This window comes from Streptomyces sp. CA-146814 (assembly GCF_050942385.1).
Taxonomy (GTDB): Bacteria; Actinomycetota; Actinomycetes; order Streptomycetales; family Streptomycetaceae; genus Streptomyces.
The window spans coordinates 4,245,638-4,257,868 of the sequence record NZ_CP192068.1 but is presented as its reverse complement, the minus strand read 5'-3'; the positions used below and the strand labels follow the sequence as shown (position 1 = coordinate 4,257,868).

The following is a 12,231-nucleotide window of genomic DNA, read 5'->3' as shown; positions in this document are numbered from 1 at the left end:
GCTCAGACGATCTGTGAGGGAGGGGCGGAACGATCGGGTGCGGCGGAGGTCAGCGCTGGCCCTGGTACAGCTTCTTCACGGCGACGACCGTGAAGGCGAGCACGCCGACGCAGACCAGGATGAGCAGGGCGGAGAAGAATGCCTCAAGCACGAAGGGCTCCTCGGAATGAGCGGTATGGCGGCAGTACAGGGCCGCGACCCAGCCTAATGGGTGGGGGGCGGGCCTTCTCGTCCAGGGATGGGCCGAACGGCGTCACCACCGCCCGGCCCTCCCCTCCTCCCCCGGCTGTGCTCCTCAGCCCAGCAGCTGGTTCTGGAGGATCACGGTCTGCTGGAACGGAATGCGTGCGGCCTCCGCCTCGCCGGGGCGCTCGTGGACGATCAGGGCGAGCGTGTCACCGGCGAGGCTGTACGCGTGGCGTGTGTGCGCGTCGCCGTGGGGCGCCTTCTCGGTCAGGACGTACGACGAGACCCCCTCCACCGCCCGCGAGGATTTCCAGGACTCGTCGAACTCCGTCTCCACCGCCCCGGCGAGCGGCCACCTCATCGCCACCCCTATGCGCAGCTCGTCCCGTACGTGGGTGGCAAAGGCGGTCGAGTTGAACCGGACCAGGTAGATCCGGGCCCGGGTGCCATCGGGCATGGTCCAGCCGCGGGCCGCGATGTGGCGGGGCGGGGTGTCGGTCAGGAGCTGGGCCAGCTCGTCCCGGTCCTCGGCCCGGTACTCGGCGAGGAACCGTTCCTGCTTGACCCAGCCGCCGTCCAGCGCCTTGTCCGGCGTGGACCCGGCGGGTGCGGGCAGCAGCAGCTCGCGCAGGTCCGCGTGGTGGATCTCCGCCGTGTTGGCATCGGAGAACGGGCGGGGCGCGCCGGCCGGGAGCGCGGGGAGGGAGAGCTTCGGGTACGCCCAGCGCCCGTCGTCCTCGGTGGCGAGCCCGGGGACGTCGTCCCGCTCGGCCGAGGTGATCGCCAGCGCCGCCCCCGTACCGAGCCCGCCGAACACCAGCACCGCCGCCGTCCACCGGGCGACGGCCCGCAGGGCGCGGCGGGGTGGGCGGGGGGCCTCCGGCACGGCCGGGGGTGTGGTGAGTGCGGCGGCCTCCGTCGGCGTGACGAAGGCGTGCGCGGCAGTCCGCTGGTCGCTCATATGGACATCCCCGGGGACTTGATGTGGTCGAGCTGTTCCTTGACCAGGCCGGCGACCGTGGACGCCTTGAACGGCTTCGGCCCTTCCGCGTCGACGATCACGGACAGCCCGCCCTCGTAGGCGTAGCAGGTGATGCCGTCGACCGGGTCCTCGCGGTCGTCGGGCAGGCGGTAGCAGGTGACGTTCTTCTGGCCTTCGATCTTCGGCCCCTTGCGCAGCACGCCGAACGACTCCATCAGCTCGATCCGACGCTCGTGGAGTCTGCGGACCGCCCGCTCGTCCCCCATCCTGGCCACCTGGACGGTCAGCACCAGGTCGTCGGACTCGCCGGTGTACGAGCGGTGGGCGACGCCCTGGATCCGGAGCTTGTCGAAGTACTCGTCGAGCTGGCGGCGCTCCTTGCCCGCCAGTCCGCGCCCGGTCTCCTTCAAGGCGGCAGTGGCCTTCTCACCGCTCGTCTCGTCGTCGTTGCCCAGTTCACCGGCGTCCGGGCCGAGCCGGTAGCCCTTGGGCACGGGCATCAGCAGCCTGCTCAGCTCGGTGTTCGTCCGGCCCCGGGCCGCGTTCACGGCGGGATCGGGGCCCGGCTCGGGGGCGCTGTCGCCCCAGACGGCCGTCTCGACGGTCCGGTCCGCGCCGTTCACGGCCTGCACGGTGTAGGCGGCGGCACCACCCATCGCAGTGAGCACCAACACGAAGGGCAAGGCGGTGAGCGCGAACCGGCGCCCCTTCCTGGCGGAAGTCTCCGGAGCGGCGGGTGCTTTCGGAGTGGTGGACGCCTCCGGCACTGCGGAAGTGGTCTCGACGTCGTCGCTCACAGGCGCTCCAGCTGTCGTTCGGCGAGGACGCGGATGTCCTTCTTGCTGATCGGCTTCGCATCGGCGATGTTGACGTCGATCATGATGTCGCCGCGTACGGCCAACGCCCTGGCCCGGTAGAACGGCAAGTAGCCGGGCTCCCGCTCGACGGCGTACAGGAAGTACCGGCCGGACTCGGTACCTTCGAGCGGGTCGCCGGTGTTACCGGCCCCGTTCTTCTTTTCCGGCATGTACGAGAGCTGTCCTCCGAGGTGATCGGCGGCGCCCATGGTCGCGTTCGACCGGAACTGGACCAGGGTGATGGTGGACTGCCGGCGCTTCTCCTCCAACCATTCGGCCACCGCGATCCGGCGCAGGTCGTTCTCGGCGAGGTACACGAACATGCTCCGTTCGTCCCGGAACTGTCGGACGTAGTCGGAGAACTGCAGCCACTCACCCTCCTTGCTGGGATGTGCCGGAGAGGCCTCCGCCCCCTTGGGCCGCTCCAGGAGCAGCTTGCGCAGATCGCCGTCCGTCCTGACCCGCCGGTCCTCGGCGGCCGGGAGCGGGGCCGGGGCCTGGTCGGCCGCGAGCGGCTTCGCCGGGTAGCCGAGGCCGGGCTGGGAGAGGGCGGGCAGCGGCGTCGGCGGCCGCTGGGACTGGATGCCGTAGCCCACGGCGGTGCCGCCGGAGATTCCGAGCAGGGCCGCGACGGCGATGATCAGCGCCGTACGGCCCCGGGGTCTACGGGTGGGCGAAACGGTGTCGTTCGGTTCCAAAAGGGGTCCCCCGTGAGGAGCTTGAGGCGCACGTCGCGTACGTGCGCGCACAAGTGACCCCCAGGTCAGCAATGAGGTTGCCCCGTGGACGATTACAGTTCGGCATATGCCGAAGAAGCTCGTGATCAAGGTGACCGCCGGGCCCGAAGCCGCCGAGCGCTGTTCGCAGGCCTTCACCGTGGCGGCGGTGGCCGTGGCCAGTGGGGTGGAGGTCTCGCTCTGGCTGACCGGGGAGTCGTCGTGGTTCGCGCTGCCTGGGCGGGCCGCCGAGTTCGAGCTGCCGCACGCCGCGCCGCTGCCCGATCTGCTGGAGTCGATCCTGGCGGGCGGCCGGATCACCCTCTGCACGCAGTGCGCGGCGCGGCGCGAGATCACGGAGAAGGACGTGCTGGAGGGCGTACGGATCGCGGGGGCGCAGGTCTTCGTACAGGAGGCCATGGCGGACGGCGCGCAGGCGCTCGTCTACTGATCCCTCCCCCGATCCCTCCCCGGGGGGCGGGCTCAGTGGCGCTTCTTCCCGTCCAGCTCGTCCCACCACTCGTCCGACTTCGGGTCGCCGGAGGGGTCGTCCCACCAGCGGTCCTCCGGGCCCCGCCGGTTGGCGAGCACCGCCGCGATCGGCGGGATCACCATCGCGACCAGGCACATCGCGATGGCCGCGGGCATCGACCACAGGCGGACGACGGCCCAGGCGGAGACGAAGAGGGCCACGCATCCGCCCATCAGGAGGAAGTAGTTCCGCCGGCGTCGGGCGTACATACCTCCAGCGTAGGACGGTCGCCGGGCCTCCGTAACAGGACAGCCCGGAACGGCGCGAAGGGCCGCACCCCGCGTCAGGTGGCGTCCAACCCCCTGGGGTGCGGCCCTCCGGCCGTATCGGTGCCGCCGGTCGGGCGGCCGTGCCGTGGATCAGACGGCGATCGCGACCTCGGCGAGTCCGCCGGTCTGCGCGACGACCGTGCGGTCGGCGCTGCCGCCCGGGACCAGGGCGCGGAGCGTCCAGGTGCCCTCGGCCGCGTAGAAGCGGAACTGTCCGGTCGCCGAGGTCGGGACCTCGGCGGTGAACTCGCCGGTCGAGTCCAGCAGACGCACGTAGCCGGTGACGGGCTCGCCGTCGCGGGTCACGCTGCCCTGGATGGTGGTCTCACCGGGCTTGATCGTCGAAGCGTCGGGGCCGCCGGCCTTTGCTCCACACATGGTTCTGTCCTTCTGGTCGGGTCGTGCGGGTCGGTCGGGTCGGTCGGTTACTTGGCGGGGCCCAGCTCGATCGGCACGCCGACGAGGGAGCCGTACTCGGTCCAGGAACCGTCGTAGTTCTTGACGTTCTCCTGGCCCAGCAGCTCGTGCAGGACGAACCAGGTGAGCGCGGAACGCTCACCGATGCGGCAGTAGGCGATGGTGTCCTTCGACAGGTCGACCTGCTCGTCCTCGTAGAGGGCCTTGAGCTCGTCGTCCGACTTGAAGGTGCCGTCGTCGTTGGCGTTCTTCGACCACGGGATGTTGCGGGCGCTCGGCACGTGGCCGGGGCGCTGCGACTGCTCCTGCGGGAGGTGGGCCGGGGCGAGCAGCTTGCCGCTGAACTCGTCGGGCGAGCGCACGTCGACCAGGTTCTGGCTGCCGATGGCCTTCACGACGTCGTCGCGGTAGGCGCGGATCGACTCGTCCTGCGGCTTGGCCTTGTACTCGGTGGCCGGGCGCGTGGGGACGGCGTCGGTCAGGTCGCGGGAGTCCAGCTCCCACTTCTTGCGGCCGCCGTCGAGGAGCTTGACGTTCTCGTGGCCGTACAGCTTGAAGTACCAGTAGGCGTAGGACGCGAACCAGTTGTTGTTGCCGCCGTAGAGGACGACCAGCGTGTCGTTGCCGATGCCCTTCTCGCTGAGCAGCTTCTCGAAGCCGGCCTGGTCCACGAAGTCACGGCGGACCGGGTCCTGGAGGTCCTTCGTCCAGTCGATCCGGATCGCGTTCTTGATGTGGTTCTTCTCGTACGCCGAGGTGTCCTCGTCGACCTCGACGATGGCGACCTGCGGGTCATCGATGTGGGCCTCGACCCAGTCGGCGTCTACCAGGACGTCGCTGCGGCTCATGTTCTTCTCCTCCGGGGCAGTCTGCGGCGGGGTGGTGCGAGATGCGGAGTGCGCGGTGCGGGTGTGCGGGTGTACACGCGGACGGACGGAGCGTGGCGCGTACGGGGCACGGGGGCCGGCCCTGACGGTGGTCGAAGGGCCGAGGAGCGGCGGGACGGGACGAACGGCCCCGCTCAGGAGGTGCGACAGAGCATGGCGGCGACGCGGCACAGGTCTACTGCCCGCCGCTTCGTGAGATCCGCCTGTCGCTTCATGGGTCCGATCGTAGGGAGGTACGGGCGGAGATGTCACCGTCGTGTCGTATCGTGAGACGCGATCATCCATGATGCGAGACGCGAAGTGCGGAGGCGTGCCCCCGGGCCGGTCTCCCGTCGCCCTTCGCCCGCCGCGCATCTGCGGACCGGACTCCGGCGTCTCACTATCCGGATCGGCGCGGTGTCCGGGTGTGCTCAGCCCGTCAGCGACACGTCCGAGCCGTTCAGCCCGATCTCCAGGCCGCTCTCCGTCGCCTGGATCTTCTGCAGTTCGAGGCCCTTCGGCAGACCGTCGATGTCGCCTTCGAAGTCCGTCCTCGTCCGCACCAGCTGCTCCACGCCCGGAATGCCCTCGCCCGGCACCTCGTCCGCGCGCACCTTGAGCGTGTGGCCGTCGACCCGGGTCACGGTGGAGACCACGCTGCGGGAGATCGGGCGGCCGAGGATCTCGATCGTGCCGGTGACCTTCACCTTGCCGTCGCCGCCGTACGCGACGGTGACGCCGTCCTCCGCCGCCGCCGTCAGGTCCTCGTACGAGACGACGGCGGTGCCGGTGGCGCGGGCCGCCGTGGCGGAGGAGTAACCGGATCCGAGCTTCACGTCGTGCAGCCGCGCCCGCACCTCGCCGACGCGTATCGCACGGCCCGCCGCCTCGGTCCTCATGTCCTTCAGCGTGACGTCGACCCGGTCGAACTCCGAGGCGGCGAGCTGGGTCAGGAACGGGAAGCCCTTGATCGAGATCTCGGTCGTCCCGGCGCTGCCACCGCTGATGCTGACCCGGTCCTCGGCCTCCGACTCGGCGAAGTGGAGCGCCAGCCGGTCGGCGGCGACGAAAAGGGCGCCGCCCACCACCAGCAGGACCAGCAGTACTCGCAGTGCGCGCATGTGTGTGGTTCCCCCACCTCGGCCGTACGGTCAGTGCCCCCGGGTGATCGACGAGTGACGCCACCCGATCGGTTCCCGTGGTTCCCGGAGCGCGTACCCCCGTTGAGGGCCCGTCAGGCCCGTACGGCCTCGGTGAGTACGCGTCAGGCCGTACGACCCCGGCGCGTACGCGTCAGGCCGTACGACCCCGGCGCGTACGCGTCAGACCAGCGCGCGGCCGATCAGGTAGACCGCCGGAGCCGCCGCGGTGAGCGGCAGCGCCACGCCCGCCGTCATGTGGACGAACCGCGACGGGTAGTCGTAGCTCGCCACCCGCAGCCCGATCAGCGCGCAGACGCCCGCCGCGAGGCCGAGGAGCGCGCTCTGACCGCCGTACTCCGTGAAGCCGCCCACCGCGATACCGGCGCCCGCGCTCGCGAGCAGCGCCACCACCACGGAGGCGACAGCCGGCAGCGGCAGCGCACGCGCGAGCACGGCGGCCGCGACCGCCACTCCGCCGACCGTCACCGCGTCCGGGACCGCCGCGAGGTGCCCGGCGGCGAGGACCGTCAGGGCCGCCGAGACGACCGTGGCCATCAGCCCGGACATCCGCTCCTCGCCGGTCGCGGGGGAGCGGAGCTGGAGGACCACCGTGAGCAGCACCCAGACCCCCAGCGTGCCCAGGAGCGCGGCCGGCCCGTGCTCCCGGCCCGCCGCGAGGAGCGCGACATCGGCGACGAGGCCGCCGGCGAACGCGAGCGCGATGCCCTGGCGGGCCGGCCACATGCCGTTGAGCCGGAACCAGCCGGCGGCGGTCACCGCCTGGAGGAGGACGAGCGGGACGAGCAGCGCGTACAAGCCGACGGCCGCGGCGCCCGCGAGGAGCAGGCCGAGCACGGCGGTGATCGCGGCGGGCTGCATGCCGGGCGCGATGATCGGCGACCGGCCTTCGGCCCGGGCCCGCTGGGCGTCGGTGATCCGGGCGTTGCCGAGGGTGGTGGGCGCGCTGTAGCCGTCGGGGCCCGGCTGGGCCGACTGCGCGGCCGGAGGTACGGGAGCGGGAGCGGGCCCGGGTGCGGCGGCTGCCGGGCCCGGAGTCGGGGCCTCGGGCGGCAGCGGGACCGAGCCGGAGGCGCCCTGAGGGGGCAGATACGGCTGGGGCTCCTGGTGCTGGTGGTGCTGCTGGGGCTCCTGGTACGGCTGGTGGTGCTGGGGCTCCTGGTACTGGGGGCGCTGGGGCTCCTGGTACTGCGGCTGCTGCGTCCCGTACGGGTCGTGCTGCTGCTGCCCCGTCCCGTACGGGTCCGGCTGCGCGGCTCCGTACGCCTGCGGGTCCGGCTGCCCGTAACCCTGGCCCTGCGGCTGCCCGTAGCCTTGGTCCAGCGGCTGCCCGTAACCCTGGTCCTGCGGCTGCCCGTAACCCTGGTCCTGCGGCTGCCCGTAACCCTGGCCCTGCGGCTGTCCGTAGCCCTGGTCCTGCGGCTGCCCGTAGCCCTGCGCGTCCGACGGCCCCTGGTACGGCCCCTGATCCCGCTGGATCGTCGGCTGGTACTGCGTGTCCCAGGTCGGTGCCTGCCACGTCTGCGTACCGCTCTGGTCGTAGCCGCCCGGCTCCTGGGGCAGCGCGGACCGGCCGGCCGTCCCGTCCGGCCAGTGCTGCGGCGACGCGGGCCGCTGCTGGGGGTCGTACGGATACGGGTACTGCTGATCGCTGCTGCTCATGGCCTGCGGTTCACCCTCCTGCGAACGGCGGGAGCACCTCGACCGTGCCGCCCTCGGCAAGGCGTACGGTCTGATGCCCACGGGTACCGACGGGGTTGCCGTCGATGAGGAACGAGCACCGCTGGAGCACGCGGCTCAGCTCGCCGGGGTGCCTCTCGCGTACCGCGTCGAGCGCCTCGGCGAGGGTCTCCGCCGCGTACGGCTCCTCCGCGGTGCCCGCGGCGGCCTTGGCCGCGGCCCAGTAGCGGATCGTCCCCGCTGCCATGGCGCCACTCCTTCGGTCGGTTCGTCGGACGCGTGGTGCGTCAGCTCTCCATGATGGGTCACGCGGGGAGCGCGCCCGTCGCCCAGTCGGCGATCCGGGCCAGCAGGGCGTCGTCCGCCGCGTTCTCCGCGTGCCCCATCCCGCGCTCCAGCCACAGTTCCGCCCCGCCCTCCCCCGCCGCTTCGGCCAGCATCCGCGGGTGGTCGAGCGGGAAGTACGGGTCCCGGTCGCCGTGGACGAGCAGCAGCGGGGCCGGGGCGATGAGCGGGACGGCGGCGACCGGGGAGAGCGGGACGGGGTCCCAGTCGTCGGTGGCGATCCGGGTACGGAATCCGTACCGCCCGACGAGCCGCCCCGAGGGCCGGGTCACCACCCAGTGCAGGCGGCGCATCGGAGCCGTACCCCGGTAGTACCAGCGGGCCGGAGAGCTGACCGAGACCACCGCGTCCGAATGCGCCCCCGAGTGCGCCTCCGTGCGCTGCTCGCGCACCGGTACACGAACGGCCCTGTCGCGTGCATCCGATGCGTCCGTATACAGAGCGCCGTGCCGGAGCACCACGGAGCCGCCCATGGAGAACCCGACCGTAACGACCCGGCGATGCCCCAGGGTCCGCGCCCACGCCACCGCGGCGGCCAGATCCAGCACCTCGCGGTCGCCCACCGTGGAGCGCCCGCCGGACCGCCCGTGGCCCCGGAACGAGAACGTGATCACGGCCGCACGCTGGGAGAACACCCGCGCGGCACGGCGTACGGCAGGCCGGTCGACCGAGCCCGTGAACCCGTGCGCCACGACGATCACGGGGACATCGGCCACCGGTTCCGCACGGGCCCCGGGGGATGCGCCGGAACCGGCCGTACACGGTTCGTACACCGCCTCGACCGGGATCCCGTCATCGGTGAGCAATGTGGCGAATCGTGGGACCCGCGTGAGCAAGGGAACAGAAGAACCCAGGAATCGACCCTCGGACGCGGAAGTCATGTGGGCTATTCTGCTGCGAAGAGGACCTGGGCAATGCAGCCCCCGGGTCCTTTTGTGCTTCCCGGGCGTTGTTACGCAGACGTTTCGAGAAGCTCAGCGGTCCCCGGGGCGCGGGACCGCACGTAATACACGTAATACCGGCTTGACGTACGAAGCAGTGCCGCATACTCCCCCGGGTCCGACCCGGGAGTGCCCCTCTCGCAGGGAACGAGGAGGACCGACGTAATGGGCGAGCGAACCGTGCACCACGATCGACCGAACCAGGCAGGTGGGCGGCGATGAGTTCACTGCTGCTGTTGACGAACGCACTCCAGCCGTCGACGGAGGTGCTCCCCGCCCTCGGCCTCCTGCTGCACAGCGTGCGGGTGGCCCCCGCCGAGGGCCCGGCCCTGGTGGACACCCCGGGCGCCGACGTGATCCTCATCGACGGGCGCCGCGACCTCCCGCAGGTCCGCTCCCTCTGCCAGCTGCTGCGGTCCACCGGACCGGGCTGTCCGCTGATCCTCGTCGTCACCGAGGGCGGTCTCGCGGCCGTCACGGCGGACTGGGGCATCGACGACGTGCTGCTCGACACCGCGGGCCCGGCGGAGGTGGAGGCGCGGCTGCGGCTGGCCACCGGCCGGCAGCAGATCACCTCCGACGACTCCCCGATGGAGATCCGCAACGGCGACCTCTCCGTCGACGAGGCCACGTACAGCGCGAAACTCAAGGGCCGGGTCCTGGACCTGACCTTCAAGGAGTTCGAACTGCTGAAGTACCTGGCCCAGCACCCGGGCCGGGTCTTCACCCGCGCCCAGCTCCTCCAGGAGGTCTGGGGGTACGACTACTTCGGCGGTACGCGGACGGTCGACGTCCACGTCCGGCGGCTGCGCGCCAAGCTCGGCCCGGAGCACGAGTCGCTGATCGGGACCGTCCGCAACGTCGGCTACCGCTTCGTCACGCCGGAGAAGGTGGAGCGCGCCGCCGAGGAGGCGAAGGAGCGGCAGGCCGCCCAGCGGAAGGCGGAGGGACCCGTCGCCCGTTCGGAGCAGTCCGCCGCGGACGCGGTGGCGGAAGAAGCGCCGGTAGAGGCTGCCAAGAGGTAGTTCCATCCGCGTAGACTGCCGCGCGTGGCCAAGGTGACGCGGGACGATGTGGCGAGACTGGCGGGAACGTCGACCGCGGTCGTCAGTTACGTCATCAACAACGGACCCCGGCCGGTCGCCCCGGCCACGCGCGAGCGGGTGCTCGCCGCGATCAAGCAGCTGGGTTACCGGCCCGACCGGGTCGCCCAGGCCATGGCCTCGCGGCGGACCGACCTCATAGGAATGATCGTCCCGGACGCCCGGCAGCCCTTCTTCGCGGAGATGGCGCACGCGGTCGAACAGGCCGCCGCCGAGCGCGGGAAGATGGTGCTCGTCGGCAACTCCGACTACCGCGACGAGCGCGAGGTCCACTACCTGCGGGCCTTCCTCGGGATGCGCGTCTCCGGGCTGATCCTGGTCAGCCAGGGCCCCAGCGAGCGCGCGGCGGCGGAGATAGAGGCGTGGGACGCCCGGGTCGTGCTGCTGCACGAGCGGCCCGAGGCGATCGACGACGTGGCGGTGGTCACGGACGACGTCGGCGGCGCCCAGCTCGCCACCCGCCACCTCCTGGAGCACGGCCACCCGTACGTGGCGTGCCTCGGCGGTACGGAGGAGACCCCGTCGGTCGGCGACCCGGTCGCGGACCACGTCGAAGGGTGGCGCCGGGCGATGCAGGAGTCCGGCCGCTCGACGGAGGGCCGGCTGTTCCAGGCCCCGTACAACCGGTACGACGCCTATCAGGTGGCCCTCGGCCTGCTCGCCGGACCGGACCGGCCGCCGGCGATCTTCTGCGCCACGGACGACCAGGCCATCGGCGTGCTGCGGGCGGCGCGTGAGCTGCGCATCGACGTGCCGGGCGAGCTGGCGGTGGCGGGCTTCGACGACGTGAAGGAGGCCGGGCTCACCGATCCGCCGCTGACCACGGTCTTCTCCGACCGCCCGGCGATGGCGCGGGCGGCGGTGGACCTGGTGCTGGACGACTCGCTGCGGGTCGTGGGCTCGCGGCGGGAGCGGCTGAAGCAGTTCCCGTCGGCGCTGGTGATCCGGCGGTCGTGCGGCTGCGGGGAGCCGACGGCGTAGGACCGGGCCCGCTCAGGTCTTTACCGCGGGCACAGGCGTCTTTACAGCGGGCATACGCGCTTCTTCCGGGCTTCTCAGGACGTACTCAGGCTGCTCTCATCTTCGGTGGCCAGCCTGATGGACATGACGGAGAACCTTCGCCAGAGCGGCGCGCACTCGACGGACCAGGACCCGACCTCGTACGGCTACGGCAGCACGGCGTACGACGGCAGCACGGCGTACGACGGCTCGGCAGGCGGCTACCCGCCCCCGCCCCCGTACGCTCCCGCCAACCACCACCGCCGGGCCAAGCGGCCGGTGGCGCTGCTGGCGGCGGTCGCGCTCGCGGCGGCGGTGGTCGGCGGCGGTACGGCGACCCTGGTCGGCCAGCTGAACAACGGCTCCGCCCAGGCGACCGGCTCCACCGGCACGGTCCAGGGCACCACCGTCTCGCAGAGCAGCAAGGTCACGGTCTCCGGCGTCGCGGAGGCCGTCTCCCCGGCCATCGTCGAGATCGGCGCGGCCTCCTCGGCGGGCAAGTCCACCGGCTCCGGGGTCGTGATCACCGAGGACGGCGAGATCGTCACCAACAACCACGTGATCTCCGGCGCCCAGCAGATCGAGGTCACGCTCTCCACCGGCAAGACCTACACCGCCGACGTCGTGGGCACCGACCCCGACAAGGACCTCGCGCTCATCAAGCTGCGCGGCGCGAGCGGACTGAAGACGGCCACGCTCGGCGACTCCTCGCAGGTCAAGGTGGGCGACCAGGTGGTGGCGATCGGCTCACCCGAGGGGCTGACGGGAACGGTCACCAGCGGGATCATCTCCGCGCTGGACCGGGACGTGACGGTGGCGAAGGACGACTCGGGCAGCTCGGACCAGGGCCGGGGTCAGGGCGGCGGGCAGGAGTGGCCGTTCGAGTTCGGGGGCCGGCAGTTCAACGGCGACACGGGCGAGAAGACGACCACGTACAAGGCGCTCCAGACCGACGCGTCACTCAACCCCGGCAACTCCGGCGGCGCGCTGATCAACATGGACGGCGAGATCATCGGCATCAACTCCGCGATGTACGCGCCCAGTTCCTCGGCGGCGGGCAGCGGTTCGTCGGCGGGCAGCGTGGGCCTCGGCTTCGCGATCCCGGTGAACACGCTCAAGGCCGACCTGGACACCCTGCGCGCGGGCGACGGCTCCTGACCGTGCGAGGCTGAGACCGC

General features: G+C 71.7%; 15 protein-coding genes. 4 read left to right on the top strand and 11 right to left on the bottom strand.

The window, feature by feature from the left end:
- Positions 1-295: 295 nt before the first annotated feature.
- From ACQP09_RS18870 to ACQP09_RS18860, 3 genes are read right to left on the bottom strand one after another with little or no spacing between them, the layout of a single operon-like run.
- Positions 296-1,147 carry a hypothetical protein gene (locus tag ACQP09_RS18870; protein ID WP_433401186.1) on the bottom strand — a complete coding sequence of 284 codons (852 nt, stop codon included), beginning with the start codon at positions 1,145-1,147 and terminating at the stop codon, positions 296-298.
- Complete coding sequence (locus ACQP09_RS18865) at positions 1,144-1,965, bottom strand: hypothetical protein (RefSeq protein WP_433401183.1); 822 nt, start codon at positions 1,963-1,965, stop codon at positions 1,144-1,146. Before ACQP09_RS18865 ends, ACQP09_RS18870 begins: the two co-directional genes overlap by 4 nt.
- Positions 1,962-2,723 (bottom strand): hypothetical protein, encoded by a 762-nt coding sequence (locus ACQP09_RS18860; RefSeq protein WP_433401180.1) that lies wholly within the window; start codon positions 2,721-2,723, stop codon positions 1,962-1,964. Before ACQP09_RS18860 ends, ACQP09_RS18865 begins: the two co-directional genes overlap by 4 nt.
- A gap of 106 nt (positions 2,724-2,829) precedes the next feature.
- Between ACQP09_RS18860 and ACQP09_RS18855 the strand changes: the two genes are divergently transcribed.
- On the top strand, positions 2,830-3,192 hold the full coding sequence (locus ACQP09_RS18855) for a DsrE family protein (protein ID WP_433401177.1): 363 nt from the start codon (positions 2,830-2,832) through the stop codon (positions 3,190-3,192).
- A 32-nt stretch (positions 3,193-3,224) separates the two neighbouring features.
- On the opposite strand, the gene ACQP09_RS18850 is transcribed toward ACQP09_RS18855, so the two are convergent.
- The 8 genes from ACQP09_RS18850 to ACQP09_RS18815 form a co-directional block, all read right to left on the bottom strand.
- Positions 3,225-3,482 carry a DUF3099 domain-containing protein gene (locus ACQP09_RS18850; RefSeq protein ID WP_433401174.1) on the bottom strand — a complete coding sequence of 86 codons (258 nt, stop codon included), beginning with the start codon at positions 3,480-3,482 and terminating at the stop codon, positions 3,225-3,227.
- A gap of 150 nt (positions 3,483-3,632) precedes the next feature.
- Positions 3,633-3,920 carry a DUF1416 domain-containing protein gene (locus ACQP09_RS18845; RefSeq protein ID WP_024489656.1) on the bottom strand — a complete coding sequence of 96 codons (288 nt, stop codon included), beginning with the start codon at positions 3,918-3,920 and terminating at the stop codon, positions 3,633-3,635.
- Between the two features lie 47 nt (positions 3,921-3,967).
- A complete protein-coding gene (locus ACQP09_RS18840; RefSeq protein WP_018511117.1) occupies positions 3,968-4,807 on the bottom strand; it encodes a sulfurtransferase in 840 nt (279 codons plus the stop codon).
- Positions 4,808-4,980: 173 nt separating this feature from the next.
- The gene (locus ACQP09_RS18835) at positions 4,981-5,061 is read right to left on the bottom strand and encodes a putative leader peptide (protein ID WP_350240574.1); all 81 of its coding nucleotides are present in this window, start codon (positions 5,059-5,061) and stop codon (positions 4,981-4,983) included.
- A 195-nt stretch (positions 5,062-5,256) separates the two neighbouring features.
- Entirely contained in the window at positions 5,257-5,946 is a 690-nt protein-coding gene (locus ACQP09_RS18830; protein WP_433401170.1) for an LmeA family phospholipid-binding protein, read from the bottom strand.
- 201 nt (positions 5,947-6,147) lie between these two features.
- Positions 6,148-7,647: a hypothetical protein gene (locus tag ACQP09_RS18825; RefSeq protein WP_433401167.1), complete on the bottom strand. Its 1,500-nt coding sequence runs from the start codon at positions 7,645-7,647 to the stop codon at positions 6,148-6,150.
- Positions 7,648-7,657: 10 nt separating this feature from the next.
- Complete coding sequence (locus ACQP09_RS18820) at positions 7,658-7,912, bottom strand: MoaD/ThiS family protein (RefSeq protein ID WP_433401164.1); 255 nt, start codon at positions 7,910-7,912, stop codon at positions 7,658-7,660.
- 58 nt (positions 7,913-7,970) lie between these two features.
- The gene (locus tag ACQP09_RS18815; protein WP_433401162.1) at positions 7,971-8,816 is read right to left on the bottom strand and encodes an alpha/beta hydrolase; all 846 of its coding nucleotides are present in this window, start codon (positions 8,814-8,816) and stop codon (positions 7,971-7,973) included.
- Positions 8,817-9,169: 353 nt separating this feature from the next.
- Here ACQP09_RS18815 and ACQP09_RS18810 point away from each other — a divergent pair, with 353 nt between their 5' ends.
- From ACQP09_RS18810 to ACQP09_RS18800, 3 genes are all read left to right on the top strand, one after another.
- Positions 9,170-9,976 (top strand): winged helix-turn-helix transcriptional regulator, encoded by an 807-nt coding sequence (locus ACQP09_RS18810; protein WP_433401159.1) that lies wholly within the window; start codon positions 9,170-9,172, stop codon positions 9,974-9,976.
- Between the two features lie 24 nt (positions 9,977-10,000).
- Positions 10,001-11,035: a LacI family DNA-binding transcriptional regulator gene (locus ACQP09_RS18805; protein ID WP_404071328.1), complete on the top strand. Its 1,035-nt coding sequence runs from the start codon at positions 10,001-10,003 to the stop codon at positions 11,033-11,035.
- A gap of 117 nt (positions 11,036-11,152) precedes the next feature.
- Positions 11,153-12,211, top strand: coding sequence for a S1C family serine protease (locus ACQP09_RS18800; RefSeq protein WP_433406652.1), 1,059 nt, complete (start codon positions 11,153-11,155; stop codon positions 12,209-12,211).
- The last annotated feature ends 20 nt before the right edge of the window (positions 12,212-12,231 follow it).

Excerpts from the sequence above, each read along its gene's own strand:
- ACQP09_RS18840 (WP_018511117.1), bottom strand. The coding sequence starts at position 4,807 with ATGAGCCGCAGCGACGTCCTGGTAGACGCCGACTGGGTCGAGGCCCAC.
- ACQP09_RS18845 (WP_024489656.1), bottom strand. The coding sequence starts at position 3,920 with ATGTGTGGAGCAAAGGCCGGCGGCCCCGACGCTTCGACGATCAAGCCC.
- ACQP09_RS18810 (WP_433401159.1), top strand. The coding sequence starts at position 9,170 with ATGAGTTCACTGCTGCTGTTGACGAACGCACTCCAGCCGTCGACGGAG.
- ACQP09_RS18850 (WP_433401174.1), bottom strand. The coding sequence starts at position 3,482 with ATGTACGCCCGACGCCGGCGGAACTACTTCCTCCTGATGGGCGGATGC.
- ACQP09_RS18835 (WP_350240574.1), bottom strand. The coding sequence starts at position 5,061 with ATGAAGCGACAGGCGGATCTCACGAAGCGGCGGGCAGTAGACCTGTGC.
- ACQP09_RS18830 (WP_433401170.1), bottom strand. The coding sequence starts at position 5,946 with ATGCGCGCACTGCGAGTACTGCTGGTCCTGCTGGTGGTGGGCGGCGCC.
- ACQP09_RS18800 (WP_433406652.1), top strand. The coding sequence starts at position 11,153 with ATGGACATGACGGAGAACCTTCGCCAGAGCGGCGCGCACTCGACGGAC.
- ACQP09_RS18825 (WP_433401167.1), bottom strand. The coding sequence starts at position 7,647 with ATGAGCAGCAGCGATCAGCAGTACCCGTATCCGTACGACCCCCAGCAG.
- ACQP09_RS18820 (WP_433401164.1), bottom strand. The coding sequence starts at position 7,912 with ATGGCAGCGGGGACGATCCGCTACTGGGCCGCGGCCAAGGCCGCCGCG.
- ACQP09_RS18870 (WP_433401186.1), bottom strand. The coding sequence starts at position 1,147 with ATGAGCGACCAGCGGACTGCCGCGCACGCCTTCGTCACGCCGACGGAG.
- ACQP09_RS18855 (WP_433401177.1), top strand. The coding sequence starts at position 2,830 with ATGCCGAAGAAGCTCGTGATCAAGGTGACCGCCGGGCCCGAAGCCGCC.